Below are 25,408 nucleotides of genomic sequence, written 5' to 3'. Positions count from 1 at the left end.
CTACGCGGCGTCGGTATTTGTGCAGTGAACGTTTCATTTGCTGGCTGTCGTTGTCGAGCATGCGCAAGACGCCCCATCAGGTTCACCGAAAGAATGGTCCATACTTCATCCAAGGCGGCTGCGATGAATGCCGGCTACCCCCTCGCGAAACACGACCCGTAAGTCAATGGAACCCTTCTTAGAGCGGGGTTCCGGCTGCCTCATTGTGCGCATGCTGTCGATTCGTATTGCCTGCTGTGCGGCGACGACTTCACCTGCGCTGGTCGTGATCGTCCAAGCGCGCAGTGCGCTTGGCGGTGTGGCCTGCACACCCTCGCGTTCCTGAACTGGCGAACTTGAGCCGCACGGTCTTCTTGCATGCGAATGCGCAATGCTTCGATAGGGGGTGATGCGGTCGTTCGCCGCATAGTCGCACGCCCAGCGTCATCGCGTTCGCGACCTCACCCGCGCATCGCCGCGAGACGTCATCACTATTTACTCACAAAGGTGAATGGCTAAGCGTTGACGACTCCAAGGGAAGTCGGCGTTCATGGCACATGCTTTGCTTCCCATGGAGGCGGTGCGCCACGTTTGTGCCGTCTAGAAAACACGAAAGGACCAACCGTGACCGATAGCCGGTCGAGAGCCGTATCCATACAAGCGATCATCCTCTTCGGTAGTGTGACTGCCGTGCTGCTCTTTTTTGTGTTGGCGCATGATCTGGCATCGAATCTTCGCAGTCGATGGAGCGATAGCAGCCATCGCGCCGATGATGCAGCAATCAACGTGGCGCAAATGGCCCAAGGTCTCCTCAGATCCAGCGCCAATGCCCTGATATTTATCGCCGAGGCGTCGCGCCGTTTTCATCCCGCGGCGCCACTGAACGATACGGCCTTAAAAGGTCTCATCACTACCGTTCTCAAGCAGCAGTCCCAGATAGGGCGCATCGTCGTGGTGGATACAGCGAAGCCCGATAACCCATGGGCGTCTCTTCACTCCACCAGCACTTCCCCCTTGTGCAATACGAGTGTAGATGCAGCGACGGTGATTTGCTTTGACGCCACCCGCGATACGGCTCAGGGCTTGGTTATCCCCGTGGCGGCAGCCATTGATGGGCGTCAATGGGTTGTTGGCGAGATCCGGGTGGCGGTCCTTAAGCGCGCCATCGAGCGTGTCGTAAGCCCTGACAACGTGGCATTTTCCCTCCGTGATACACAGGGCCGGTTGGTTTTGCAGGGCGGCCATGACCTATCCGCTGAAAACGTGAAACCTGGATGGGTGCCATGGTTAATTGGATCCCATATTCCACCGCTCCAAGCAACCGTACCCATAGGGCCTTATCCATTCTTCGCGACGGCCCAAATAAGCCTGCAGGACATATGGGTACCCTGGCGCAATGTTGCCCTGGGCGCGATTTCGTTTTACGTCTTCTACCTGGTCGCGTTCGCGTGCCTACTGAAGATCATCATGGGAGCAGCAAAACTACAACGTCATTACATCCAAAGCTTGCAGGCCAAGACTCAGCATTTGCGCCTGGCCCAGCGCGCAGGAAAAACGGCGTTATGGTCGCTCAGCGATTCCGCGCAACGCTTCGAATGCTACGAAGAGGCAGGGGATTGGTTCGGGTTGCGTCCCGGCCAAACCTTAGCCAGCGCCAACGATGTGCTCACCATCGTTGTCCCCGCCGACCGCTTGCTTCTTGCCACGCAAGTCAGGCGCGCGTGGAAGAAAGCGGTTCCATTGCGGGTTGAATTTTGCATCCAAAAACCCGAAGGCGTCGTACGCCGCCTATCGGCCTGCGGCCAAATGGTGACGGACGAGACAGGCGCCAAGCAAATGGTCGGGACGGTCGTAGACGTCACCGAGCAGTGGTCGGTGTGGCAGCGCCACATCGAAAGCCAACATCGTTTCAAGGTGCTGTTTGAGCAGAACCCGTTACCCTTTTGGGTATTCGATGCCTCCTCAAAGCGGTTTCTTGAGGTCAATGCGGCCGCCGTTCGCGTTTATGGTTATACCCGGGAAGAATTCCTGCAAATGACCATTTTTGACATTCGGGATACGACAGAACGTCTCAAAGTCTGGGAGGATTTGGCATCGCCCCCGGAGGTACGGAATGTCCCCAAGCTTTGGGTGCATCGCACCAAGGGAGGCACGGCCATCGACGTGCGCATTCATAGTGTCGATATTGTTTTCGCGGATCGCCCCGCGCGATTGGTGTTAGCCGAGGACGTCACCACGCAATTGGCCGATGAGCGCGAATTGGCCTACCGCGCATCACACGATCTGATCACAGGGCTTCCCAATCAACATGCGTTGATCCAATGGATGGATGTACTCATCGCCAAAAGCACTCCTTTCGAGGTCGCTTACCTTCAACTCGTGGGCATGGATGCGATCGCAGACACGTTCGGCATCCCTGTCGCTACGGGTGTTTTACAAACAGTGGCATCACGTCTTATCACCGAAAGCAACGAATGCACAGCGATGGCAGCCGAGCAGGCATTCGTCTGGGCGACTCCCAATCAGATCGCTGATGCGCACATGCGAGCGGTCGCCGATAGCGTGGCCGAACCTATTCACTACAAAGACACTCAACATCAGATAAACGTCGTGATCGGCATCGCTCGTTATCCCAGCGATGGAATACAGAGCGACGTGTTACTGGCGCATGCGGCATTGGCCGCGCACGCGCACCTTCATAGTGATGAGACCATTCATTACTTCGAACCATTACTTGCGCAGCAATCCCGCGAGAAACTCCACTTTGCCGCCTGCCTTCGCAGAGCTGTCAAGCATCACGAATTCGAGTTGCATTTCCAAGTCCTTACGGACCTCCACGACATGCGTCCGATCGGCCTGGAAGCGCTGATTCGTTGGCCTCAAACCGATGGCACCTTTATTTCGCCGTCCACGTTCATTCCGATCTGCGAGGAGTCGGGTCTGATCACCTCCTTGGGTCACTGGGTGATGACCCAGGCTGCCAAAGCGGTCTGCGATTTGAAGTCAGCTGGATTCGAGGGCTTGCCGGTTGCCATAAACATTTCTCCAGCGGAGTTACTCGGTCGGGATCTCATAGCAAGCTTCCGCGCCGTCCGCGAGGCGTATTCGTTACCCTCCGGCGCGCTGCGCGTCGAAGTCACCGAAAGCAGCTTAATCACGCACAAAGACAAAGCTGTAGCCGTGATGCGGCAATTGCGCGCTGATGGGATAGCTATCGCACTGGACGATTTCGGCACCGGATTTTCAAGTCTCTCATACCTACGCGACCTGCCGATTGATGCATTGAAAATCGATCAAGCTTTTGTGCGCAATGTCGATTGTGATGAACGCTCGGCGATGATTTGCGAGACCATCATTGCCCTAGGCAAAAGTTTGAAGATCGACGTTATTGCCGAAGGTATCGAGCATTATGCACAGTATGCGTGGCTCCAACACCACGGTTGTGATGCGGCGCAAGGCTACTTTCTCGGCAAGCCCGGACCACTGCAGGACGTCTTGAAGACGTTGTCGCAGTCAACGCTAAAGCGCCGTAGCGTCCCTTAACAGGCTTTTGAGAAACATCATTTTACGCGCTAAGTCATAGTGGTTTTCTATGGCTCGGTGGATGTCTGTCATCAGGTCGGGGACGGATTCCACCACTCGCCGATGCCACCCATCCGAATCAGGTTGTAGGCGGCGAAGTTCCACGTCGCCCATGCACGTACATGGGACAATCCAACGAGCGGCAGCTTGCGTAAGTCACCGATGGTCTTGACCCAGCCAAATCCCTGTTCGATTCGTTCGCGTACTTGCTGACTGATCGCATAGCCCTTGCCGCGCGCCGTTCGTCCATCGATCGCACTGCGTCGCCCCTGCGTGTGACGGGCAATGTGAGGACGAATGCCGCGGCGCTTGAGCTGCTCCACGAAGTCATGTACGTCGTAGCCTTTGTCGGAGCCGAGTGTTGCGCCGTGACGAAGATGGGCATCCACCAGCGCCAGTGCGCCCTCGCGCTCCCCGTACCGCTGGCGTGCCGCACGTCGATACCGACCAGAAAGCCATGGCGATTTTCCATCAGCGCATTGGCCAAATAACTCAACCTTGCCTCGCGCCCTTTGCCTTTGCGTGCCAGGCGTGCATCCGGGTCCGTCGTGGAGGCGTGCGTGGCGTTGCTGCGTTTTTACCGCGGAACGCACTCCCGTCCCCATCCTCGTCATCCTTGCCGTCTCGCTCTTTGGGGCGGAAGCTTTTGTGCGAGGACCACGCTTCCAGCAAGGTGCCATCGACCGAGAAATGCTCGTCACTGACAAGCTCATTCAATCGTGCCAGTAACACGGTATTCTCGAAAAACGCTTGCGCAGTCTCCTCGTCGAACAAACGATCCCGGTTGAATGAAAACGTGGAGTGATCCCATACCGGATCATCGATATTCAGGCCCACAAACCAGCGAAACAATAGGTTGTACTGCATTTGCTCCATCAGCTATCGCTCGCTCCGCACACTGTAGATCACCTGCAACAGCGAGGCGCGCAGGATGCGTTCGGGCGGGATGGAGGGCCGCCCACCTTCGGCGTAACGCGAAGACAGCAGGTTGTCCAATTGAGCGAGAATCGTATCCACCAGGATGCGGAGCTTGCGGATGGGATGATCCTTGGGTACGCATTCTTCCACCGATACGTACGCGAACATTCCCAGTTGCTGCACATCCACTCCACGCACGATCTTGCCTCACCATTGATGCAGACTATGATTGTGCCGGTTTGATGCGGTTTTTCAACAGCCTGCTACACCTCAACGCCCCGACACTACCGCTATCTTTTAAGCGCCGCCTCCATCACGACCGCCGCGGAGCGTCTGTACTCCTGACTGCGCTGCTCGAACCCCGCGGCAGCGGTGGCTCTTCCCGCCTGAAGCGCGTCAAGCGTCATTTTCTCCATGAGAACGACGCGCTCCCCAATAACTCTGAGAGCAATGCGAAAGGCCTCATCAACGGAACCCTCCTGTTCGTGTGCCAACGCTTCGGCGGTATAGCCATGTCCCACCTGACAACGGAAGCGCAGCGGGGAGCGCCTGACCTGCGACAACGTCCCTCCACAGGCAGGGCATGCCAACGGGACCGGGTCGGCTATCCCGGCGATGGTTGGGGTGTCAGAGGGCCGACCCAGCGCGATGGCCACTTCCAGCGCGACGCTTTCGGGCGGAGTTAGAGCCGGGCCTGGTTCTTCGCGTGCAAGGCGGACTACAAGCTCACCCAGATCGCGGGCCGGCGCACGGTAATCAATATCGCTCGCGAGCAGCGCGGTTCGGGGCATCTCGCCCTGGACAGCATCGAGCGGGCTCTGCACGACTGTTACACCTCCACAGCGCTTGAGATCTGCCAAACCCGAGGCGCCGTCATTCAGCAACCCGGAGAGCAGAACGCCGATAGCCCTGGGCCCGGCGCTGATGCCGGCGGAGCGAAACAGGGGATCGATCGCCGGCCGCGCCATGTTCTCGCGTGGTCCGCGGCCCAATCGGGCAAAGTGTCCATCAATCACGAGGTGATGGTCTGGGGGCGCCACATAGACGTGCGCTTCCTGGAGCGGTTCGCCATCAAGGGCAGTGCTCGCTGGGAGCGGGCCGCCGCTGTCCAGAATGGCGGCAAGGAGATCTCGATCGCTGGCCCCGACGTGGACGGCGATGAGGACCGAAGCCTCCAGGTCTGTGGGCAATGCAAGGCAGATTCGCCGAATGACTTCGATTGAGCCAGCCGAGCCGCCGATGGCAATGATCTCGCGCTTGGCCATAGGACTTGCTCCCATCAAATGCGTAAACGAAACGCTGTGTGGCACAGGCCTCATTGGGGTGTTTTGGAATATTCGTTGGGCGCCTCGCCCAACAATTGCAGCACCCGGTCTTGCAGCTCTCTCAGGCTGTAGGGCTTTGCCAGGCGTGGGCGATCGCGGTGTCTTTCCTCGACTGCCACATCGCTGTAGCCGCTGCAGAACAGGAACGGAATTCGCCGTTCGGCCAGAATATCCGCGACACCATAGGAATTACCGCCGCGGATGTTGATGTCCAGGATCGCGGCGTCGATGGCTGATTCTTTTGCCAGTGACAAAGCTGTATCCACGCGCGCCACAGGACCTACCACTTGGATACCGAGGTCGAGCAGCGTCTCTTCGATCACCAATACAACGGTCATCTCATCCTCAACCACCAGCACCCGGCGGCCATCGATGACTCGTTTGGCAGCCATTCAACCGTCCGCTCGCTTGGTGGGGCGGAACTCTCCGACTTCCGCGTTAAAAGGCATATCGATGGTGCAGACTAAGCCAGTCGCCGCGAAGCTGCGGTCAACTTCCGCGTCGAGCTCGTAGCCCAGGGAGCGTTCGATCAATGTGGTGCCAAAGCCCCTTTGTGCAGGCGGTCCGGGAACAGGGGGGCCGCCAGTTTCCGTCCATTTCAACTGCAATCGGCGATAAGGGCCCGACGTCACCACCCAGGAGATGGTAAGTCGGCCGTGCGGATCGGACAGTGAACCGTACTTTGCCGCGTTGCTGGCCAATTCATGGATAGCCATTGCCATCGAAAGACCTGCCTTGGGGGTCAGCACAACGACAGGGCCCTCCACACGGAGCTCCCGATCCCGGTAAGGCTCCAGTTCGGTATCGATAAGGTCGCGAAGACTTCCAGCGCCAGCGGAACCACGATGGGTAAGTTGGCTATGCGCGCGCGCGATTGCTGTGATACGGCCTGCAATCTTTTCTGCGAACGCTTCCGGCGAGGGATTTGTCTTTAGGGTCTGGGCGACAATGGATGATACGATCGCCAGGATGTTCTTCACACGGTGGTCGAGTTCCCCCAAAAGCAGTTTCGCTTGCTCTTCAACACGCTTGCGATTGTCGATATCCAGGGTGACGGAGATGATGCGGTTGGCGCGCCCGTCGCTGTTACCGAGCACCGAGACGCTGTCATGCACCCATATGATCGTGCCGTCTCGGCGCAGAAGGCGGTACTCGGCTTCACACGGCTCTCCGTCACGCGTTACCTGAACAAAGCGCTGGTGGATAGCCTCGGCATCATCGGGATGGATGAGCTCATCCTTGCGCACTCGCTCTAAATCTTCCCCGGACCGATCGACCATCTTCTCGAACGCGGCGTTGGTCAGAAGGAAGCGCCCGTCGAGGTCTGTTTCGGCCACACCTACAGCGGCCTGGTTGACAATCGTGGTGAAGCGGCGCTCGCTAACGCCGCGGGCCTGCTCGGCCTTCTTGTGCTCTGTCACGTCGACAAAGGTGATGACCACACCCTCAATCACCCGCTCGACACTGCGGTATGGGCGGATACGCATGACGAACGATGCGCCACGGTCGTGCAGGTCGAGCTCACGCTCCAAGACGGTGAGTTCGCGCAGCACTTTGTCCACATCGCGCTGCAGATCGTCGTAAGCAAGCAGGCTGACGATTTCGGTCAGGGGGCGGCCACGATCACCGCTCCGTAGGCTGAAGATGTCCGCCATGCTCGGCGTGAAGTTTTTGATACGAAGATTTTCGTCAAGAAAGATCGTCGCGATTTGCGTGCTGTCCAGCAAGTTCTGCAGATCGCTATTGAGATTGGAGAGAAGATCGTTCTTCGCCATCATCTCGGCGTTGACGGTTTGCAGCTCCTCATTGATGGACTGCATTTCTTCCTTCGACGTCTGAAGCTCCTCGTTAGTCGACTGCAGCTCTTCATTGACTGACTGATACTCCTCCGCGGCGGACTTCATTTCTTCGTTCGCCGTTTCAAGGTCGCCGATCATCGCCTGCAACTGAGCCCGGGTCGTGCGAAGCTCCTGCTCGATGGCCACGACCTCAGGACTCCGAGGGCTCCCGTCCGCGGCTGGCGAGGGCTCTGGCACTGTCATGCGAACATGTTGGAAAGCGATGACGTAAAGTCCTTCGACGTTTGTGTCACGCACTGGTTCGACGATGACGCTCAGCACACGTTGCTCACCCTCCATGAGGAGGGAAACGCTATCAACGATGACTCCTTTTCCTGTCTTTATCACGGACTGTAACGTCGTGCTTACGATGATCCGTAGGCTATTGCGCAGGTTTGAAACGAGATTGAGGCTTGCCGCACCTGCGGAAGGCTCTAGGTATGGGGCAATTTCCCCGCCCGAATAGCGCACGATGTTGCTTTGGCGATCCACAACGAGGAATGCAGGCGCATGTTTCGCCAAAGCCGCACGAACACCATGATCGACGGCGTCGCCCGATCCCCGGCCAAGTCCACTGGTGAGGCGGTTCGAAGCGATAGCCGCCTGCGTGGGCATCGGCATGGACGGAAATGCGGCATCCCCCTCGCGCCTTTGGAAGATGTGAGCGGCTTTGTCCTTCAGTGTGAAGAACTTAGTGTGCCGACTTACGCCTTCTGACAATCCTAGGAAAAGGAAGCCGTCAGGCTTTAACGCATAGTGGAACGTGCGCAATACCCGATCCTGGAGGTCGCTGTTCATATAGATCATGAGGTTGCGACACGAGATCAGGTCGAGCCTGGAAAACGGTGGATCCTTCGCCACGTTGTGCACAGAAAAGACGCACAATCCGCGAATCTGGCGAGTCGGGTAAAAGTCGCCGTCGTCCTCGACAAACCAACGCCGCAGACGCTCGGATGAGATACCAGTCGTGCGCGGGTAACGTCCTGCTCTAGCGAACTCGATCGCCCGATCATCGATGTCCGTGCCGAAAATCTGCACTTCCACGTTCGCGCCGCGCGCCTCGATCAGTTCTTGGACGGTAATAGCGAGGCTGTAGACCTCTTCACCTGTCGAACAGGCCGGTACCCAGATCCGCAGGGATTGCCCTTCCGCAACGCGCTCAAGCAAGGCTTCGATGACTGCGGATAGCCCTTGGAAGGCCAATGGATCGCGGAAAAACTCGGTCACGCCAATGAGCAGCTCCCGAAAAAGCATCTCCGGTTCAGTGGAGTCTTCCCGTAGGCGTTTGATATAGTCAGAGACGGAGGCCGTCTGCAGGATCTGCATACGGCGCTGAATGCGGCGGGTGATCGTCTTGTCTTTATATTTGGCGAAATCGTGCCCCGTCTTCGCGCGCAACACAGATAGGACGGTCGCCAGATGCTCCGCGGCATCGGTCCGCGTCCCGTCGTTGTCTTTTCGGTCGGCTACGAACGCCAGATGGTCGCGATATTCGATTAACTTGGCCGGTATGACTTCGACCTTCAGGACATAATCGACGCAACCGGTTGCTGTCGCGCTTTGGGGCATCCCCGGCATGGCCTGGTGATCGAACTCCGCCTGGGCAATTGTGAGTCCGCCGCTTTCCTTTACGGCGGCGAGTCCGGCCGAACCGTCACTGCCCACGCCCGACAGGACAATGGCAACCGCGTTGTCGCCCTGGTCCTCAGCCAGAGAGGCGAAGAAAGCATCGATGGGGCGCCGGCTCGATCGCGGTGGCGCGGGTTTGGCGACGAGAAGCCGGCCGTCCTTGATCGTCAAGGTGGCATCGGGCGGGATCACGTGGACACGGTTGGGCTCGACGAGCATGCCATCCTGAGCTGCGACCACGGGAATGGGCGCTGCCCGGCCCAAGATCTCCGTCAACACGCTCTCATGCTCGGGAGAGAGATGCTGCACGAGCACAAATGCCATGCCACTGTCGGGGGGAAGATGCGCAAGAAATGCTGAGAAAGCCTGAAGGCCGCCGGCAGAGGCGCCGACACCGATCACAAGCCCAAGGGGTGAGAAATTTCGCGGCCGACCGCTCATTGCGTTGTTACCCTCGCTGCTATGTCGTGAATTTGACGTCTATCTCGCCGCGGTGCAATAAGGCCTATTCTCGAGTAAGCACCCTAACGTCGCCCCTGCACGCGTGAGCGAACGCGACACATGCACGGCGCTTCTTAGTGACTTAAAAGCAAAAGCCATTGGGGGAATCGATAGCCTCCCATCTCAAGCCTGCCGGCAATGATTGGCCAGGATGGTCCGGGCCCCACATCGGTACACCGATCGGTGTGTTCGCCTGCACTTACCTTGCGGGGGTCGGAACGGTGCAAGTGACCAAGTACGTTCCTGCCCTAGTACGTTCGTAAAGGCAGCTCCCGCCTTTCGCCGCCATCTTGTTGACGATGCGCGCCCATACCGTATCGCGCATGGAGTACTTACAGAACATCTCTATGCCTTTCTCACCGTGAGGCAGAAAGTCCAGCTCTTGCATCTCGTCTGGCGTGATCTCGAATAAATGCGTGCCACCTTGTTCGAGGATGACTGCAAAGTTGGCCGCCGTAGAACGGTGAGTGACAGTCATATGCGGTTTGACGGAAAGATCTGTAGTAAACTCACTGTCGGCATATGCGACGGGTCCGCAAGTGGATGTCGTCATTGGCGCCTATTATGAATGCGTTTGTCGTTGAAGACGACCCCACGTTGGCCTCAACGCTGATGGACGCAATGGTTGCGTTTGGGATTACGGTCATCGGTCACGCCGGAGACGTGCCAAGCGCGTTGGCTTGGCTGGATAAAGGACTTATCCCCGATCTGGCTCTGATAGATATCCTCTTACCCAGTGGGCCGGCTTATCCGATTGTGGATCGCCTGAGGGAACTGCCAACTGCGCTAGTGCTCATAACGGGACTTGATTGCACTCAGATCAAGACGCCATATCGAGACATCACATGTCTTGAAAAGCCCTTTGGTATGCATGAGTTATTGGAGGCGATCACGAACTTGGTGGATCGCTGAGCGTATTCAGACTTCACGTTTCGCCTGGGTGACGCTGCACTACTGGATTTGGTGAAATGAGCGTGCCAAAGCACCCCCACTTCGCGGCCATATCAGGGCACCAGCACCGAATGGCACTTGATGCTGTCCAAAATGCAGGCAACTGGAGGTTATTTTCAGCCACAGACAGTATTGTCTTAATCTGTAAGACGGTGTCATGCCATCCTGGGATCTAGCCGACATTCGTGGGGCGATGACGCGACGGTGCATGAGTTTAGCCCGCTCGACGTGTCAGCAGGCGCGCATCCCACGATGACGGCGATATATATGAGGGATGACTATGCTTTTATATGGCACTTTTGAAGAAAGGGGCTACACGTTTGAAGCGTACATTCCAACAGATGACGCAGAGCCTGTGGCCTTTGAGCTACGAATTATCGTTGGTGGAGAACTCAAGCACTCTTTACTAGTACCTATGACCTATACACCGACGTTTGGGGTAGATGCGGGAGATCGCCAAATGATCGAATCGATTCTCGATCGAGTCCTTGCCGTCCTTCCCAACTCACACGAATTCGGTGCCAAGGCAGTGCATGCGCTGGAAGAGCTTGAAACGGAAATCGGTGGTAAACAAGCGCGTAAGCAGCATCAAAATTGGCTCGACTCCCCCGGCCGACGCTGCGGACAATTTGAATACACCACGGACCTATTCGCCGCCCAGTTCGCGGAGCTTGTGGGAGGGCGGGAGGCCATGGATAAATGGATGAAAACGAAAACTCCCCAGTTCGGCGATCGCACTCCGGAAGAAGCGCTGCACTTAGGAATGACCCAGGCAGTGATTAATCATCTCCTTGAACTTGCTCAACAGAGCTCAAAGGGTGGTACCGATATTTAGGCCCGTTAGTGGCCGAGCCGACTTGAATTTGCAGTGGCCAATTCTAATAGGGAAAATTAGATTGCAGCCCATTATTGAAATTCTGCAAAACGATGCCGTATATCCGCACAAAGAACTTTTGCAGCTATTGGACAGTGATATTTAATATTTTTACTGATAGTTATGCTTTGATCCTTGCTCATGGTCTCATCCACGTGTTTGAGGACAAATTGCCTAAAACCATTGCTTTTTCCAGACAAGCTCAGCAATTGACCGATATCTTGCCACTTATCAGCCAGTAAATAGGCAACTGAGGCGCTATAACCCTCCGCAGTGGCTCCGTCGTCGCACTGCTTATATTTCTTGTAGGAGTCGAAAACGCTACCCCAAGTTTTTAGATCAGAAGCTTCGCTCATTGCCTTCATAGCGTCGTCTCTCGTACACGTCGCTTGTGCTACAGCGGACGCATTATCCATCCATGGCAAAGTCAGTACTGCCACCGTGACAAGCAGTCTGACGGCATTAATACCTCTACCCCAAGTTCGATTCTGGTAAAAAATTTTCATAGCTGTGGATCAGGTGGATAAGTAGACGGAGCACCCGGCAAAGACGGATCAAAGGGAGCCAAATTTGTGGGTGGCGGATTGTTCGTGACCATCAGTCCACTGAGTGGATCGCCTGCGTTTGCGAGCTGTCGAATAAAGCCAGTTCCGTTGTCAGTAGTTCTTATGCATCCAAGTGTGGCGTGATAAACGTCCTTTCGACCCAAAGCGTCCATAACATTCTCTCTACCAGAATGCACCCCGCAGCCTGAACATCCCGGTTTATCAAATACATTGATTCCATTGGAACCGTAAGCACTGTCAGGTCCGTCGCCAGAGTGCGGGTTGTAATACGCATATGGATAATCGCCTGGCTGCCAGGGGCCAATGCTATTTCTCTGCGTGTTATTTGCCGCCGGAAAGTTTTCCAAAGCTACGCCGCTCCCACTCACTACCGTGAGAGTTTGAATCGATGGATTGAAAATAAGCGACGACAGTCCAGTTGGATCTCCGTAGGTCAACGGGCTATTTAAACCATGCGCATACAAGCTTACTCCACCATTAAACCCAGTTGGGTCAGCTTGCGAGAACCTTCCGGTCGACGAGTCGTAGTCACGGTTTACGTTGTTGCTGAGACGCGTTTCAGCGTCGTAGTACTGCCCCGGGAACCGTACCCTTGACGCACCCCTGCGCCGACGCCGGTGGCTTTCCTTGATACGTCGCGGCTTGGCGAGCACGGCGAGCACGAGCGCAGAGGCATCCCTGGCGATTTTTCCTTGAGACGGTTTTGTACGCACTCGCTCTCGCACAGGCAAGAGCAAGCAGAATTTGAGTATCTCGCCCGCCTAGTGTCAATGTTGCGATGATTTAATCTCACCAATAAAGTCGTCAATAGCTTTCAGTGCGGCGGACTTTTGAGTTGCCAGATCTGAGCGCGTGACCTTGTTAACTTTGCTTCTTCGAGCTTGCATCGCAAATAGTTGAGCCGCCTGATTGTCGCTCATCGATAATGGAAGCATGGTCAAAGCGTCCCTTAGCTCATGCGGGCTAATGAGCCCTTTGTTTGCAAAGGCCAACAAGTCGGTCATGCGAGTATCAGAGAAGCCGCCCAATGCTACGAGAGAGTCTTCCAAGTTCCCACCATCGAGCGACTTGATATTTTTTGCAAGATAGCTAGCAGCTGAGTAATTTCCACTGCTTACGCTGTCGAGTAGTTTTTTAAGATTTGAATTGGACTTCCCAATGATCTGCCAGCACTGATCACCGACATTTGGAGCAAGTGCCGCCAAGGTTCTTTTATCCGGATTAGCTAAAAATGCGCTTGCATTTGCCTGGCAGGCCCGCGCACTTGGAGCGGCGCACACAACACTTGCATTCACCAGCAGCGCCACGAGGAGGCAGTTAATTTCCTTTTTCATGATTCGCATCTCCCAATTAGAAGGGCGGGCCGGGCAAGCTGTCATCAAAAGGAACATAACTTGGTGCCGATGGCGGAAGAACGTTTACAGATATGTTACCCGTACCATCCTCACTGACGATGTTCAGGATTGACTTCAATGCATTTTGACTGTCGCCTATAAAATCCGTTCTATGCGTATTTCCTACACCAAAGCAGCCCTTGAAATCGCGTGGATAGTTGCCGTTGTGAATCTGGATGTTTTGATAGCCAGGAACATTCTCCAGTTCCAGTCTATTTGGGTTGTGATCTGCCCTTAGAAATGCATCGTACGTGCCCGCCGGTATCGGACCCTTGTCACCGTTGTCGCCCGCGTGGGCATTCTCCATCGTGTAACCTGAATAGGTGTCCGATGTTTGATCGCTCGTCACAGTAATTGTGCTTTGCATACTATTCCCGGTTGAGGAGTAGCCTTGGCGTTGAATAGTGATCGTGACATCAAGTCCTGAAGGGTCTATCCAATACAGCGGATTGTTTCGAGCGTAGTCGTACGTGCTTATTTGATTGCCGAATAAACCCATCGGATCGCTCTCGATTTCCCGCCCACTCGCCGAGTCGTAGTCGCGATGTCCGTTGTAAAACAGGCCAGTTTCTTGATCGTAGTACTGCCCCGGGAAACGCAAATTATAAGTAGTTCCATTGGTCGTCGTCGGCCCCTGCTCACCCCAAGGATTCTCTTGATAGGACCATTGCCATTGAACGCGTCCTATGGCGTTGATTACCACGCGCGGAGTATTCAGTTGGTCCGCGATAACGAATTGCCAAACACCCGCAGACCCGGTCGCAATCGGCAAATCACCAAGCCAAGCATAGTACTTATAATTTCCATTTTGATTTTCGCTGATCAAATGACCTGCTTCATCGTAAGCAAAAAGTGACGGATACGTACCTGTCTGCTTGGATACCCGCTGTCCCAGCGCATTGTAGATGTAGCTACCTACCGTACTACCTGCAAGCTGCGCGATCGTCATGCGATTGCGATTGCGATTGCTATAACCAAAGCCGAATGTACTGCCCGCTTGACTCACTGCCGTAGTATTGCCATCCGCGTCAACCGTACGCGCGGCAGTTCCTGTAGCAATTAATTGATGGGAGCCTGCGTTGTAGAGGTAGGTGCCGGTGCCATATCCACTGCCGTTCTTGCTAACCCGGTCACCCGTCCCGTTGTATGTGACGCTTTGGGCGGCGCGTAGCTGAGCGGCGTGTCAGTCAGGGAAAGACTAACCAGCATCGGGCTAATGCTGTAGGTGGGCATCCCGGTGGATGGCGACGGCGAGGGGGCGCTGACCGCGCCTGGCGTAGCGCCACCAGTACCGCCGCCAGCACCATTTACGCCACCGGATGAACCGTTCGAACCCGTGCAGCTTTGGTTACAGCCGCTCGGAAAACCATGCGGATTGTTTGACGTGGTATAGCCCGCGCCACGCACGGTAGTGGCTTCGTGAGCATTGACCGGCCGCTCGCTCATAGCCAGCTCACCGTTCGCAGCCGGCACCAGGAAATAGCCACTGCTTTCGTCATGCACGGCGGCAGCGGTCATCCGGGCCAAGCCGCCCTCCAGGGTCGGATCGGCAACCTGATAATGACCGTGGTCCTCTGCCACGATTGTGGCAAAGTGACCGCTCTTCCAATGCACAACGGACGGCACCGGGATAGTGGCGTTCGCAGCCAGATGGACCGCCACCACCGGCTGGTGCATCTGCGCCGCCATCGTCACCAGTTGACCCAAACTATAGCCCGGATGCGCGGCATCCATCGGTAGCGAAGGGGCCGTATTCACATGGAAACCCTGCGTCTGCCAAAGTGCACGCAAGGCGATCCACCCACATTGGAAAGCACTTTCGGGATGCTGCTGCATGTCCCACAAGCCGTTTTCGGCCAGCGACATTGCCAACGAATCTTGCGCGGACATACCAAGATGTTGTGCCGCATGAAGCAATTGCGTCACAGATTGCTCGTGACCCAAACGGGTTTCCAGGGTCAGCTGTTCACTCAGTGCACGAACCGCAATGGGGCGTAAGGCCAAGTCGCGCGAAGCTTGCACGGTAGCGCGTGCCTGCTCGAAGGCGTGGATAACTGCACTAAAGCGCCCGCTGGTGCGATCGGCCAGGCCGATATCCAGCCAAAGCGAAGCACGCCAGGGATTTTGGGGATGCGATGCGAGGAACTGCTCCAGCGCAGCTGACGCATTCGATCGACTCACTAAGCAAACTACGCGGCGAGCTTCCGGGACCCCGCATTGTGCTGGGGTGTCGTGGCGCATGGATTCCCACTTATTCGTGGATTCGAAGAGATATCATGCAACTGATGCGGTGATTGGTTGCCTCAATTTCTCACTATTTGCTGGAATCCTTCCAAGTTTCGTGTCCCGCTATTTCTTAGATGGCCCACCCGCGGATCTGCGCGATCCAGCACAAGTTTGTCCGTTTTGGACAAACTTCGATGGATGCTCAGCAAGTTTGTCCAATTGAAGTCGCGTACCTGGTGGAACTCGCGAAACAATAGCGATCGGTGCGGTGGGCGGGTATGTTCCGGCTGTCGCTGAACGCGCGTACTCGTAGATTTCGTTATGAAAGGAAGCTATTGAATATGAACGAATGGCTGTGGATATTCGTCAATATCGTGCTGCCTATATTTCTTCCTGTGGGCGGAATGTTTTTGATGCGCGTGTCGTTGAAGAAACCCGAGAAAAAGGAAGAACGAAAAGAACTCTTAAAAACAAGGCGCTATGTTCTCTTGTTCAAGGATGGACAATTGGGATGGGTGGCGCTTCTAATGTGTTTCGCCGCGGTTTCTGAATTCGCCGAAGGTCTTGTGATAGATCACAAAACTGCTCCAGCGTGGACGATCTTTGTCCTTTTGGATATCGTTCTTACGGTCCTTGCAGCAGGTGTTTTCGCTACCAACGGAGCCGTCGACACGGTCCAAGTCATTGAAACTGAATCAATATGGGACTGGATCAACTACTATGGGGTTGCGTTTTGGAGTACCATCGCTACTCTTGGTGCCATAGTTGCATTCATTACGGTTCATTTCTGGGCCATTCGTCACTAGGTTAGGATGGTGTCATGACAGCACTCGCCCAACGTCTATTTCCATCAGAAAGCACGCCCCGAGCACTTGTATCGCTGATTGCGGCCGGTTGCGCATCGGTGGGCTTTGTCATCTCTGTATGCCTGGCTATCTTCACTTGGTGATGAGAAACCTGCTCCGTTAATGAGCGGCCACTAAGTTTGAGCTTTAACTGTAAAGGCGGCTTTCAGCCGCTTTTTTTATTTCAGGTAATGTGCTCCAGGGACGCTGCGCGGCCAGGTCGCCACATATCCAGCTAACGCCGCTGCAAACGCTTACGGAGGCTTCACGCGATCGGTCGGCACACGTAACTGGCGCGACTCTTGCGACCGCCGCATCGAGGATGAACTCCAGCCGATTCCAGTGCCATCACGGACGGCTAACGGAAGGCGATGGGCCGCCCAGCGAGATCAATCAATAATCGATCTTCAGGCTTTTGCGGAACGCTGCCTTTGAGCACTTTCTCAGGAGTACGCTCACGGGTACATGTGCTTAGCTAGGACAAGGCATCACAGGGGATGATCATGGATTGCGTAGTTCGCCTATTACGAGCTGCCCTGGTTGTTGTTTCGTTGCTTGGCATAACGTTCCCTGCGGCTGCTTCAGAAATACCGCCGTTCGCATCGGCAGCCAACCGCATGGTGTTGCAGCTTGTGCAGCAGAACAGTCCGGGTATTTCCGTGACTGTTTCCAAGGACGGCAACGTGATCTACCGTGCTTCGCGCGGAATGGCCAGCATGGAACTCCATGTGCCATCCGCAGATGATGACGTCTATCGCATCGGTTCGATCACCAAAACAGTTACGGCAGCCACCATTTTGTTGCTAAGCCAACAGGGAAAATTATCCCTGGATGATCGTCTGTCCAGATTCCTGCCGGATTTTCCCCACGCGTCCGACATCACCATTGCGGAACTGTTGAGCCACACCGCAGGCATCAGCGACGATTGGAACGTCGATCCCGCATCGGCCATCGATACCAAAACGCTGGCCAGCTTGATCGCCAAGCAGCCCTTGGACTTCAAGCCCGCAAGCGCGTGGCGTTACAGCAATTCGGGATACATGCTGCTGGGTGCCGTGATCGAAAAAGTAACGGGGCGTCATTGGTATGACGTCGAACACGATGTGGTACTCGTCCCGTTTGGCATGACTCATACGGCTTATTATCCCGACAATTCCGTTGTCAACGACATGGCACAAGGCTATAGCGTCAACGCACAAGGCGAAGTGACCAGGCCGCCCTTCGTGTCCATCAGTGGCCCCATGACGGCGGGCGCGCTCGCCTCCACGGCCGATGACATACGTCGCCTGGTCGAAGGTCTCAACAACAGCAAGACATTTCCGGCAGCGCTACTCAACGTGATGACCGCGGCGACCAAACTCGCGGATGGAAGCACCGTTCCTTACGGCTACGGCGTCATGCTGGAACGCGTGCGCGGCGAAGAGGCGTTCGCACACAACGGCGGTATTGAGGGTTTCTCATCGCAATACATTTATGTGCCTCGCGAAAAAGTGACGGTAGTGGTGCTCGCCAACTCGGACTCCGGAACGCCCAATACACGCGGCATCGCGCGTCAGTTGGCGGCGTTGGCCATCGGCAAGCCGTACCAGCGCTTTGTCGATGTGACGTTGTCAACGCACGACGAAGAAGCCCTGGCGGGAACCTATGCGATTGCAGGAGGTTCCACGCACGTCATAACGCTGGAGAATGGGCAGCTATTTATCCAACGGCCACCTGGTCCGAGCCGTCCGTTGACGCCGGCCAAGGGTGATCTTCTCTATTATGCAGGTGACGGCACGGACTATTTTCATATCGTCAGAGCGAGGGATGGTCGCATTACCGCGCTCGAGTTTTATCCAGACGGCATGAGCCACGCGCGGCTGGAAAAGCGCATAGGCACTCATTAACCGGCAGATACTTCGAACGTCATGAAAGATCGTGATGAAATGGAGAGAGATTATGCGAAGTGACGAGGCGGCATGTCAGCAGTGCGGAGCGATCCATGCGCTCGACAAGCTAGAACTGACATTCTTCCGGCCGGACGCTGTGATTGACTTGCCGGAGAACGCGCGTAAGCAGGATGTGCTGGAATCGGATGATCTTTGCGTGATTCGTAACGAGCACTATTTCGTACGCGCGACGTTGCCTCTGCCCGTGCACGCAAGTGAAATTCCGTACCGGCTGGGTGTATGGGTTCAAACCAGCGAAGCGGCGTTCCGCAGGATTTATATGCTCTGGAGCGATGAGAGCCAGGCGAACGAACCCCCGTTCGAGGTAACCATTGCCAACCGCATTTCAACCCTTCCCGATACCCGCGGCTTGGCGGCGTCGCTACAACTGACCGGCCCGAAGACGCGGCCGGACGTTTTTGTTGCGGTTGTCGGTCACCCCATAACCGATCAGCAGCGTAATGGCATCACGGCGCACAGGGCTTACGAATACACGACGAGCGCGCGGTAATAAAGCGCGCATTAGTGGGATGTTCGCGACCGATAGTCCTGTCTGCAACGAGCGGACTCATCCTACAAAAAAAGCTGTGTAAGCGTTCTCACGCTACATCGACTCGAACGCCCCTAAGCTCACATCCGTAGAGGGCCGCGTACGTCACCGCGCGTCAAGCGCGTGGCGGCATCGCAGGGGTCATGTGTTCGGGTAGTTCGTTCCAGTTATTGGGGAAAATCCATCATGCGTGTGCTCGTTGCCAGCACGGCGGCGTTGGCTTGCTCATCCGTTTGCACGTACGTGTTCCAACATCCGCTGTCTCCGATAACGCTTGATTGCGCTCTGCAATGTGGATGCGCATTCGGAAGCGACGTTCATGGCGTGAACCGGCAACAGAAAAGGCCGACGGGCACGGCACGTCGCTTCACCGTGCGCGGAGCTGACACCTGAACGAATGCATTGAACGAGTGACTCGTTCCACTTGAGCCCTTGTGCGTCTTCCGGGCAACGGTTCGCTTATCACGCAACACGTGTCATCAACAGGGGCCAACCTACGGAGGCAATCATGAAGGCGACAAAGAGCTTGTACACGCTGCCATTGCTTTTGCTGTTTCCAATCCTCGCCCACGCTGGCGACGTACCCGGTACCTATGCCAAATATCAATGGGCCCCCGCGGTTACCGGGCTGACTGCGGTGGACTACGACATCAACGTGCAAGCCGATCCGGGCTACCGCGCGAATGTGCGCTGGAGCAACCGGTTTCACCTGGTCGGTACCAGCAACGGCGGCTATACCGGCATGGAGGAAAAGGCTGATCGCGGTCCCCTCTTCGTGTTTTCGGTGCGGGGCGCAACACAATACCAGGCCGGCTCGCCCGGCAGCTCCTGCGCCACTGTGAGCGGTGAAAATGGCGGCGTCAGCTGCAGCATGCCCTACAACTGGGTGCCAACCGATAACTATCAGTTCCAGCTTGCCTATGCAGGCGGCGAGTGGCTGAGCGTTACGGTCACCGATCTCTACACCAATCAGTCGGTCAATCTGGGCAGCATCCTCACCGACGCGACCAGCATTTCGCCGCGCGGCATGGAGAGCCGGACGAACTATCTCGAAGGAAGTTCGCCCAATTCGAACTGCTACAACCAACCCTACAGTGACGTGCAGTTCACCGCGCCCAGCGGTAACAATGGCCAGTACGTGGCTACTGTTTCGGATACCGGTACCAACACAACGTGCGCCAGCTTCAGCAACATCGATACGTATCCGAACGGGGCCGGTAGCGAACAGTTCAACGGCGTCGGCAATTTGCTGCGCGGCGAAACCCAGAGCGAGAACGATAGCCTTTGCGCAGATGCGGGCAACGGCCGTACCAATGATGCAGCGGTTACCACCGTAACCTGCAACGAGAAGAGTGCGGGACAAGCCTGGGTGTACGCGAAGGACAGCACGATGCGGCTACAGAGCAATCTTTGCCTGGATATCGCCAACGCCGATCCGTCGTCGGGTGCGGTGGTGGTCGCTGATCAGTGCAACGGTGGCGTCAGTCAGCAGTGGACGCTTGAAGGGGACGGCAACATATTGCAGAGCAACCTCTCCGGGTATTGCCTGACGGAGGGAAATGCCGGCGCACAGTTGACGATGCAGGTATGCACAGGAGACTTTACGCAACAGTGGTCACTGCCGTTTTTGCCGGTGCTGCCGTAGGTATGGTTCTGCTGTGATCGATTGTCGCTTGAGCACCACCGTGAGGAAACCTCCGGCGACTGCGCTACGTTAAACCTCGCGTAGTCGCACAACGCGGCCACCGGAAATGGATGCGGTGGCCGCATCGCTGCGGTACTCAGGAAAGTTGCTCTTCGATGCTGCGCGTCAGCGGCGTGACTTCATCGCCGGTGTGCTTGGTGGACGCCGGCTCGATCAGCAGTATCCAGCACTCTTCATCGGCGACCGGATTGTGGCGCACGCCCTTGGGAATGGTGAGCATGTCGCCCTCGCGCAGCTCGACCACAGCATCCTCCAACTCAATGCGCAGGCTGCCTTTGACGATATGGAACAGCTCGTCCTCGTGGTCGTGCGCGTGCCAGACGAGCTCACCCTTGATTTTGGCAACCTTTAGCAGCTGATCGTTGACCTTGCCGATCACCTTGGGCGACCAGTAATCGGTGACGCGCTCGAACGCGGCGAGCAGGTTTTGTACGGCGAGCATAGGTATCTCCAGAGACGACAGCGGACCATTCATAGCACGGCGCGCACGCAGCGTCCCGTGTAGAAAGTTGCACTTTACGGAAGCGGTGGCTTCAACATGGCGAAGCCCTTCGAGAAAACTCACGCACGGCAACCCGCTCTTGCGCCGCGATGCAGTTTGGATGGCCGATGATCAAATCCACAGAATGCCGCATAGGCGCTGGCGTGAAGAACCTCAGGCGATTGATCGAAGAACCCCGCCATCGACGCGCAGTGCGGCGCCCGTCGTTGCAGAGGCCTGTTCAGAAGAAACATAGACCACCATGTTCGCGACTTCTTCGGTGGTAGCGAATCGCTTGATCAGCGTCGTCGGGCGCATGGTCTGCAAGAATTGCTGTTCGGCCTCCGCTTGCGAGATGCCCTTGTCGTGCGCCGTCGACTTCATCCAGTTGGAGAGAATCTCCGAATCGGTCGGGCCGGGAAGCACGGCATTGACGGTGACGCCCGTGCCGGCAACGAGTTCGGCCAGGCCACGCGAGACCGCCAGCATCGCGGTCTTGGTGACGCCATAGTCGATCATGTCCTTCGGAATGTTCAGTGCGGACTCGCTGCTGATGAAAACGACCCGCCCCCAGCCGCGCTCCATCATTTTCGGCAGGTAATGGCGTGCGGTGCGAACGCCGCTCATCACGTTGAGCTGAAACAGGTCGAGCCATTCGCTGTCGTGTTGCTTGAAGAAGTTGTTCAGGCGTGCTGTGCCTGCGTTGTTGATAAGGATGTCCGCGGAGGGCACCCGTGCAATCAGCCCCGCGCATCCTTCCTGTGTCGAAACATCGGCGACAACACCGGTGATATCAGCTTCGGGCAGCAGCGCCCGCATCTGCCCAAGCGCGACGTCGACCCGCTCCTGTGTGCGGCCGTTGATCACCACCGCGGCACCCGCACGCGCGAGGCCTTCCGCAATGGCCCGACCGATGCCCGCCGTGGAGCCCGTTACGACTGCCTTGCGGCCTTTCAATTGGATATGCATGGAATACGTCTCCGGTAGGACCCCCGATCAGCCTGCACGCTTGCCAGCTTCGCTTTCTGCCGCGCGGGCAAGGCATTCGACCCATTCCTGGTGATAGCGATAGAGCGCACCGGGATGTTGGCGGCCGATCACTTCGAGGAAGAACTCGCCTTGTTGCGTTTCCTCGGTCAGTACGTGACAACCGTCGTTCGTGGGGGTGATCACCCAGCCGTGATAGGCGCTTGAACCGGTGCCGTCGCCATCGACGGTGGTCGCCCATGCAAGCCTGCGGCCGGGCACGCACTCCGTGACGGTCAGCGACATGGGATAGCCAACGGTCACCCGGCGGTATCGGGTGCCCAGCGCCAATACCGATTCACCGGACAGAATGGTGACCTGGTCTTCGGCAGGAAAGTAGCGCGACCAGCGCTTGGCATCGACGAGAAGTTTCCAAACTACCTCGGCAGGCGCTTTCACGTCGATGTCGTTGAGCGCGTAGATGGCCGCTGTTCGTGGGTCGTACCGTTCGGGCCAAATCACTTTATCTAGCATGGCTGCAATCTCTTTCGTCAGGGGGATAGATAGTCGCGAGCGTGCTCGCGAGTGAGCGCGGCGGCGGCCAGATCCTTGAGCAGCTTTTCGTGCGTAAGCCAGAAAATGTCCGGCGCCTGTTTGGCCAATTCGATCCAATGCGGTCCCTGCATCGTCTCTTCCGTCCACAGGTGACACCCGTTGGCTGTCGGCGTGATGATCCAGGCGTGATACGCCTTGGATACCTCGGAAACCTTTGGATAGCCTCCCCACGCAATGCGCGTCATCGGTTCGAATTCCTGCACCGATGCAAGGACATCCTGGCCGGCGAGATTTGTTTCGAACCGTGTGCCCAAACCAAGCGTCGTGTGGCCGTCCAACAACTGGACGTGTTTGACCCCGGGATAGAAGCGCGGCCACGCGGCTGGATCCGTGAGCAGCGACCAGATCGCTGCCGGCGAAGCGGCGACTTCGAGTTCGTTGGTGAAGTGGATCGGGGAACGGCTGGGCGCCATGTCCCTGGGCCATTTGATGATCTCGTACATGTTTTTCCTTTGCTGTCTGGATGGCGCGCTTGATGACGCTGAATGTTTGCGTCGCCTTAGCGAGGTTTGACGAGATCTTGAAAAATGAGCGGTGCCCAGCTGCGTCCGCGCGCTTGCACGAGCGAACCGCCTTCGTTGAGCTTTCCCAACCAGATCGGCGCAAAGCCGAGTCGCTCGGCCAGCGTCGCCACGGGCTTTACGGCAGCCTCGTCGTCGCTCGATAGAAACACCACCCGATGTCCGCCTTGGACGTCTGGATCAGCCGCGAGGACCGCTGCTGGAAGATGGTTAAACCCCTTCACAAAAGCAGCGTCGGGAAACGCCTTGGCGACAACCACGGAGGACCCAAGACCATCCAGATCGTCAACCGGAACGCCAAACGCGTTTGTCACATCAATGAGCGTCTTGCCTCGCCAGCTCGCCAGGATTTTTGAGACTGCCCGGTGTTCCCAGTAAGGAACGGCAAGAAAAAGCGTGTCGGCCTTGACGGCATCTTGCAGCGTCGCAGGAATAACGGCGGCACCGATCCCCCGTGCCTGCGCTGCCAGCGCCTCCGGTGGCCGACGGCTCGCGACGGTGACGTCGATGTTCTTCCGGGCGAACGCGCGCGCGAGCGCCTGGCCGACCGCTCCGAAACCGATGATCGAATAGCACAAGGAACCGCTCCTGCTCAGTCAGATTGAGAAGGATGGTAATTACGGCTCGCTGTGATGATAATCCGCAGAATATTCATAAAACCTATTCCAAAATCGAATGGATAAGTTTCACGAATTGAATACCTTCATCGCCGTGGTCGAGACCGGCGGCTTCTCCGCGGCGGCACGCAAAACCGGCGAGTCCCAGTCTGCGGTCAGCAAGGCGGTGAATGCGCTGGAGAAGCGCCTGGGCGTGGCGCTGCTCCATCGGAGCACGCGCAAGGTGACACTCACCGATCAGGGACAGAAATACTACGAACGTACCAAGCCACTCCTGGACGAAATCCAGGTGGCGGACAGCGAGCTGACCAGCAGCACGCTCGATGCCACGGGTCTGGTGAGGATCGCCGCGCCGTCGACGTTCGGTCGCCTGCACGTGCTTCCGCTTATTCCCGAGCTGCTCTTGCGACACCCCGGCCTTCGCGTGGATCTGGTGCTTTCCGATGCCGTGCGGGACATGGTCGAAGACCGGATCGATCTGGCGATCCGGGTGAGTACTGTCAGCGATCCCGATTCCGTCGTGCGCCGCGTCGCCGGCACGTCGCTTGTCTGCGCCGGTTCCCGCCGTTACTTCAAGCAGTACGGCATCCCTAAAACACCGGCCGATCTCGCCGGCCATAACTGCTTGATCTATGGCGACATGACAGAGTGGCCATTCATGGGGCCACAAGGACGATTCAACGTGCCGGTGCGCGGCAACCTTTCCTCCAACAGCGCCGAAACGATCCTGGCAGGTGTACTGGCCGGTGTGGGCATCGGTATGTTTCATCGCGCTTCGCTGGTCGGTGAATTCCAGCACAAGGACGTGATCATAGTTCTCGAGAAATTCGTGAGCGAGCCCAGAGACGTGAGCCTCATCTGGCCCAAGCGTCGGTTCGTACCAACACGCGTACGCCGTGTGACTGATTTTTTTGCGGCAGCGATGCCGCAACGCATCTAGCCAATGATGGATATCGATAATCACATGGCAGCTTCGCTTGGATTTCGTACCACCAAATACATGGCGGTCGAGCGCGAGCGTCGATGGCTGTGTCGTGCGATACCTGAAGGACTCGAGCTCCGAACGGAGCGTATAACCGACCTCTACGCCACCGGGGCACGCCTTCGACTCAGGGAAGCCAGGCCTTTATCAGGTGGCCCGGCGATTCTTCGCCTAACCCGAAAAGCTGATGTGGATGCGTGCACGCGACTTCTTACGTCCATTTACTTATCGGAGCATGAATTCCGCCTGCTCTCCGATGCGCTTCCAGGCAAGCGGGTGCATAAACTTCGGCATAGGTTGCCGAACCATTGCGGCGTCACAGAGCTGGCCCCGGAAAACTGAACAGCCCGATAGGTGGATTTCCTGCTCAATGAGGCGATGATAATCGCCGTAGAAGGAGCAGATCGATGGCAAG

Annotated in this window: 22 protein-coding genes and 1 pseudogene; 8 read left to right on the top strand and 15 right to left on the bottom strand. The window is 56.7% G+C overall.

Translation table 11 applies throughout. The features are described 5' to 3' along the window. Nucleotides 1-603 precede the first annotated feature (603 nt). Entirely contained in the window at nucleotides 604-3,522 is a 2,919-nt protein-coding gene (locus DWU98_RS20270; RefSeq protein ID WP_147293394.1) for a putative bifunctional diguanylate cyclase/phosphodiesterase, read from the top strand. A 71-nt stretch (nucleotides 3,523-3,593) separates the two neighbouring features. Here DWU98_RS20270 and DWU98_RS20265 read toward each other — a convergent pair. The 4 genes and pseudogenes from DWU98_RS20265 to DWU98_RS20250 all read right to left on the bottom strand — a co-directional run bounded on the left by DWU98_RS20265 (nucleotide 3,594) and on the right by DWU98_RS20250 (nucleotide 9,712). Further along, a pseudogene (locus DWU98_RS20265) lies at nucleotides 3,594-4,677 on the bottom strand (IS5 family transposase). 92 nt (nucleotides 4,678-4,769) lie between these two features. Continuing rightward, the gene (locus DWU98_RS20260) at nucleotides 4,770-5,744 is read right to left on the bottom strand and encodes a chemotaxis protein CheB (protein ID WP_158545135.1); all 975 of its coding nucleotides are present in this window, start codon (nucleotides 5,742-5,744) and stop codon (nucleotides 4,770-4,772) included. A gap of 50 nt (nucleotides 5,745-5,794) precedes the next feature. Beyond that, nucleotides 5,795-6,196, bottom strand: coding sequence for a response regulator (locus DWU98_RS20255; protein WP_115497404.1), 402 nt, complete (start codon nucleotides 6,194-6,196; stop codon nucleotides 5,795-5,797). Then, on the bottom strand, nucleotides 6,197-9,712 hold the full coding sequence (locus tag DWU98_RS20250) for a chemotaxis protein CheB (protein ID WP_115497403.1): 3,516 nt from the start codon (nucleotides 9,710-9,712) through the stop codon (nucleotides 6,197-6,199). Between the two features lie 624 nt (nucleotides 9,713-10,336). On the opposite strand from DWU98_RS20250, the gene DWU98_RS20240 reads away from it, so the two are divergent. Both DWU98_RS20240 and DWU98_RS20235 read left to right on the top strand, forming a co-directional pair. After that, a complete protein-coding gene (locus DWU98_RS20240; RefSeq protein WP_158545134.1) occupies nucleotides 10,337-10,684 on the top strand; it encodes a response regulator in 348 nt (115 codons plus the stop codon). A gap of 319 nt (nucleotides 10,685-11,003) precedes the next feature. Then, a complete protein-coding gene (locus tag DWU98_RS20235) occupies nucleotides 11,004-11,558 on the top strand; it encodes a hypothetical protein (protein WP_147293393.1) in 555 nt (184 codons plus the stop codon). A 71-nt stretch (nucleotides 11,559-11,629) separates the two neighbouring features. On the opposite strand, the gene DWU98_RS20230 is transcribed toward DWU98_RS20235, so the two are convergent. The 5 genes from DWU98_RS20230 to DWU98_RS20210 form a co-directional block, all read right to left on the bottom strand. Further along, nucleotides 11,630-12,103: a hypothetical protein gene (locus DWU98_RS20230; RefSeq protein ID WP_230474967.1), complete on the bottom strand. Its 474-nt coding sequence runs from the start codon at nucleotides 12,101-12,103 to the stop codon at nucleotides 11,630-11,632. Continuing rightward, nucleotides 12,100-12,816, bottom strand: a complete 717-nt coding sequence (locus DWU98_RS22600) for an RHS repeat-associated core domain-containing protein (RefSeq protein ID WP_425480253.1) — start codon at nucleotides 12,814-12,816, stop codon at nucleotides 12,100-12,102. The genes DWU98_RS20230 and DWU98_RS22600 overlap by 4 nt, the downstream gene beginning before the upstream one ends. A 114-nt stretch (nucleotides 12,817-12,930) precedes the next feature. Next, nucleotides 12,931-13,497 (bottom strand): hypothetical protein, encoded by a 567-nt coding sequence (locus DWU98_RS20220; protein WP_147293392.1) that lies wholly within the window; start codon nucleotides 13,495-13,497, stop codon nucleotides 12,931-12,933. Between the two features lie 16 nt (nucleotides 13,498-13,513). After that, nucleotides 13,514-14,506, bottom strand: a complete 993-nt coding sequence (locus DWU98_RS20215) for a DUF5675 family protein (protein ID WP_115497436.1) — start codon at nucleotides 14,504-14,506, stop codon at nucleotides 13,514-13,516. Nucleotides 14,507-14,616: 110 nt separating this feature from the next. Next, nucleotides 14,617-15,738 carry a cysteine peptidase family C39 domain-containing protein gene (locus DWU98_RS20210; protein ID WP_158545132.1) on the bottom strand — a complete coding sequence of 374 codons (1,122 nt, stop codon included), beginning with the start codon at nucleotides 15,736-15,738 and terminating at the stop codon, nucleotides 14,617-14,619. A 386-nt stretch (nucleotides 15,739-16,124) separates the two neighbouring features. Here DWU98_RS20210 and DWU98_RS20205 point away from each other — a divergent pair, with 386 nt between their 5' ends. The 4 genes from DWU98_RS20205 to DWU98_RS20190 all read left to right on the top strand — a co-directional run bounded on the left by DWU98_RS20205 (nucleotide 16,125) and on the right by DWU98_RS20190 (nucleotide 20,751). Then, nucleotides 16,125-16,589 carry a hypothetical protein gene (locus tag DWU98_RS20205; protein WP_147293391.1) on the top strand — a complete coding sequence of 155 codons (465 nt, stop codon included), beginning with the start codon at nucleotides 16,125-16,127 and terminating at the stop codon, nucleotides 16,587-16,589. A gap of 656 nt (nucleotides 16,590-17,245) precedes the next feature. Further along, nucleotides 17,246-18,514 carry a serine hydrolase gene (locus DWU98_RS20200; protein ID WP_158545131.1) on the top strand — a complete coding sequence of 423 codons (1,269 nt, stop codon included), beginning with the start codon at nucleotides 17,246-17,248 and terminating at the stop codon, nucleotides 18,512-18,514. A gap of 52 nt (nucleotides 18,515-18,566) precedes the next feature. Continuing rightward, entirely contained in the window at nucleotides 18,567-19,067 is a 501-nt protein-coding gene (locus DWU98_RS20195; protein WP_158545130.1) for a DUF2199 domain-containing protein, read from the top strand. Between the two features lie 547 nt (nucleotides 19,068-19,614). Next, on the top strand, nucleotides 19,615-20,751 hold the full coding sequence (locus tag DWU98_RS20190; protein ID WP_115497393.1) for an RICIN domain-containing protein: 1,137 nt from the start codon (nucleotides 19,615-19,617) through the stop codon (nucleotides 20,749-20,751). 136 nt (nucleotides 20,752-20,887) lie between these two features. On the opposite strand, the gene DWU98_RS20185 is transcribed toward DWU98_RS20190, so the two are convergent. From DWU98_RS20185 to DWU98_RS20165, 5 genes are all read right to left on the bottom strand, one after another. Next, entirely contained in the window at nucleotides 20,888-21,253 is a 366-nt protein-coding gene (locus DWU98_RS20185; RefSeq protein WP_115497392.1) for a cupin domain-containing protein, read from the bottom strand. A 213-nt stretch (nucleotides 21,254-21,466) separates the two neighbouring features. Continuing rightward, on the bottom strand, nucleotides 21,467-22,261 hold the full coding sequence (locus tag DWU98_RS20180) for an SDR family NAD(P)-dependent oxidoreductase (RefSeq protein WP_115497391.1): 795 nt from the start codon (nucleotides 22,259-22,261) through the stop codon (nucleotides 21,467-21,469). A 27-nt stretch (nucleotides 22,262-22,288) separates the two neighbouring features. After that, a complete protein-coding gene (locus DWU98_RS20175) occupies nucleotides 22,289-22,792 on the bottom strand; it encodes an SRPBCC domain-containing protein (RefSeq protein WP_115497390.1) in 504 nt (167 codons plus the stop codon). Between the two features lie 17 nt (nucleotides 22,793-22,809). Then, nucleotides 22,810-23,316 (bottom strand): SRPBCC domain-containing protein, encoded by a 507-nt coding sequence (locus tag DWU98_RS20170; RefSeq protein WP_115497389.1) that lies wholly within the window; start codon nucleotides 23,314-23,316, stop codon nucleotides 22,810-22,812. A gap of 56 nt (nucleotides 23,317-23,372) precedes the next feature. Next, nucleotides 23,373-23,972 (bottom strand): NADPH-dependent F420 reductase, encoded by a 600-nt coding sequence (locus tag DWU98_RS20165; protein WP_115497388.1) that lies wholly within the window; start codon nucleotides 23,970-23,972, stop codon nucleotides 23,373-23,375. Nucleotides 23,973-24,069: 97 nt separating this feature from the next. Between DWU98_RS20165 and DWU98_RS20160 the strand changes: the two genes are divergently transcribed. After that, the gene (locus DWU98_RS20160) at nucleotides 24,070-24,951 is read left to right on the top strand and encodes a LysR family transcriptional regulator (protein WP_115497387.1); all 882 of its coding nucleotides are present in this window, start codon (nucleotides 24,070-24,072) and stop codon (nucleotides 24,949-24,951) included. A gap of 267 nt (nucleotides 24,952-25,218) precedes the next feature. Here DWU98_RS20160 and DWU98_RS22350 read toward each other — a convergent pair. Beyond that, a partial coding sequence (locus tag DWU98_RS22350; RefSeq protein ID WP_230474966.1) for a hypothetical protein occupies nucleotides 25,219-25,408 on the bottom strand: 190 nt, incomplete at its 5' end.

This window comes from Dyella monticola (genome assembly GCF_003363155.1).
Lineage (GTDB): Bacteria > Pseudomonadota > Gammaproteobacteria > Xanthomonadales > Rhodanobacteraceae > Dyella_B > Dyella_B monticola.
Note: the sequence above shows the minus strand (reverse complement) of the source record. Positions and strands in the feature narration are given on the sequence as shown.

Excerpts from the sequence above, each read along its gene's own strand:
- DWU98_RS20260 (WP_158545135.1), bottom strand. The coding sequence starts at position 5,744 with ATGGCCAAGCGCGAGATCATTGCCATCGGCGGCTCGGCTGGCTCAATC.
- DWU98_RS20255 (WP_115497404.1), bottom strand. The coding sequence starts at position 6,196 with ATGGCTGCCAAACGAGTCATCGATGGCCGCCGGGTGCTGGTGGTTGAG.
- DWU98_RS20250 (WP_115497403.1), bottom strand. The coding sequence starts at position 9,712 with ATGAGCGGTCGGCCGCGAAATTTCTCACCCCTTGGGCTTGTGATCGGT.
- DWU98_RS20240 (WP_158545134.1), top strand. The coding sequence starts at position 10,337 with ATGAATGCGTTTGTCGTTGAAGACGACCCCACGTTGGCCTCAACGCTG.
- DWU98_RS20235 (WP_147293393.1), top strand. The coding sequence starts at position 11,004 with ATGCTTTTATATGGCACTTTTGAAGAAAGGGGCTACACGTTTGAAGCG.
- DWU98_RS20230 (WP_230474967.1), bottom strand. The coding sequence starts at position 12,103 with ATGAAAATTTTTTACCAGAATCGAACTTGGGGTAGAGGTATTAATGCC.
- DWU98_RS20220 (WP_147293392.1), bottom strand. The coding sequence starts at position 13,497 with ATGAAAAAGGAAATTAACTGCCTCCTCGTGGCGCTGCTGGTGAATGCA.
- DWU98_RS20215 (WP_115497436.1), bottom strand. The coding sequence starts at position 14,506 with ATGACGATCGCGCAGCTTGCAGGTAGTACGGTAGGTAGCTACATCTAC.
- DWU98_RS20205 (WP_147293391.1), top strand. The coding sequence starts at position 16,125 with ATGAACGAATGGCTGTGGATATTCGTCAATATCGTGCTGCCTATATTT.
- DWU98_RS20200 (WP_158545131.1), top strand. The coding sequence starts at position 17,246 with ATGGTGTTGCAGCTTGTGCAGCAGAACAGTCCGGGTATTTCCGTGACT.
- DWU98_RS20195 (WP_158545130.1), top strand. The coding sequence starts at position 18,567 with ATGCGAAGTGACGAGGCGGCATGTCAGCAGTGCGGAGCGATCCATGCG.
- DWU98_RS20190 (WP_115497393.1), top strand. The coding sequence starts at position 19,615 with ATGAAGGCGACAAAGAGCTTGTACACGCTGCCATTGCTTTTGCTGTTT.
- DWU98_RS20185 (WP_115497392.1), bottom strand. The coding sequence starts at position 21,253 with ATGCTCGCCGTACAAAACCTGCTCGCCGCGTTCGAGCGCGTCACCGAT.
- DWU98_RS20180 (WP_115497391.1), bottom strand. The coding sequence starts at position 22,261 with ATGCATATCCAATTGAAAGGCCGCAAGGCAGTCGTAACGGGCTCCACG.
- DWU98_RS20175 (WP_115497390.1), bottom strand. The coding sequence starts at position 22,792 with ATGCTAGATAAAGTGATTTGGCCCGAACGGTACGACCCACGAACAGCG.
- DWU98_RS20170 (WP_115497389.1), bottom strand. The coding sequence starts at position 23,316 with ATGTACGAGATCATCAAATGGCCCAGGGACATGGCGCCCAGCCGTTCC.
- DWU98_RS20160 (WP_115497387.1), top strand. The coding sequence starts at position 24,070 with ATGGATAAGTTTCACGAATTGAATACCTTCATCGCCGTGGTCGAGACC.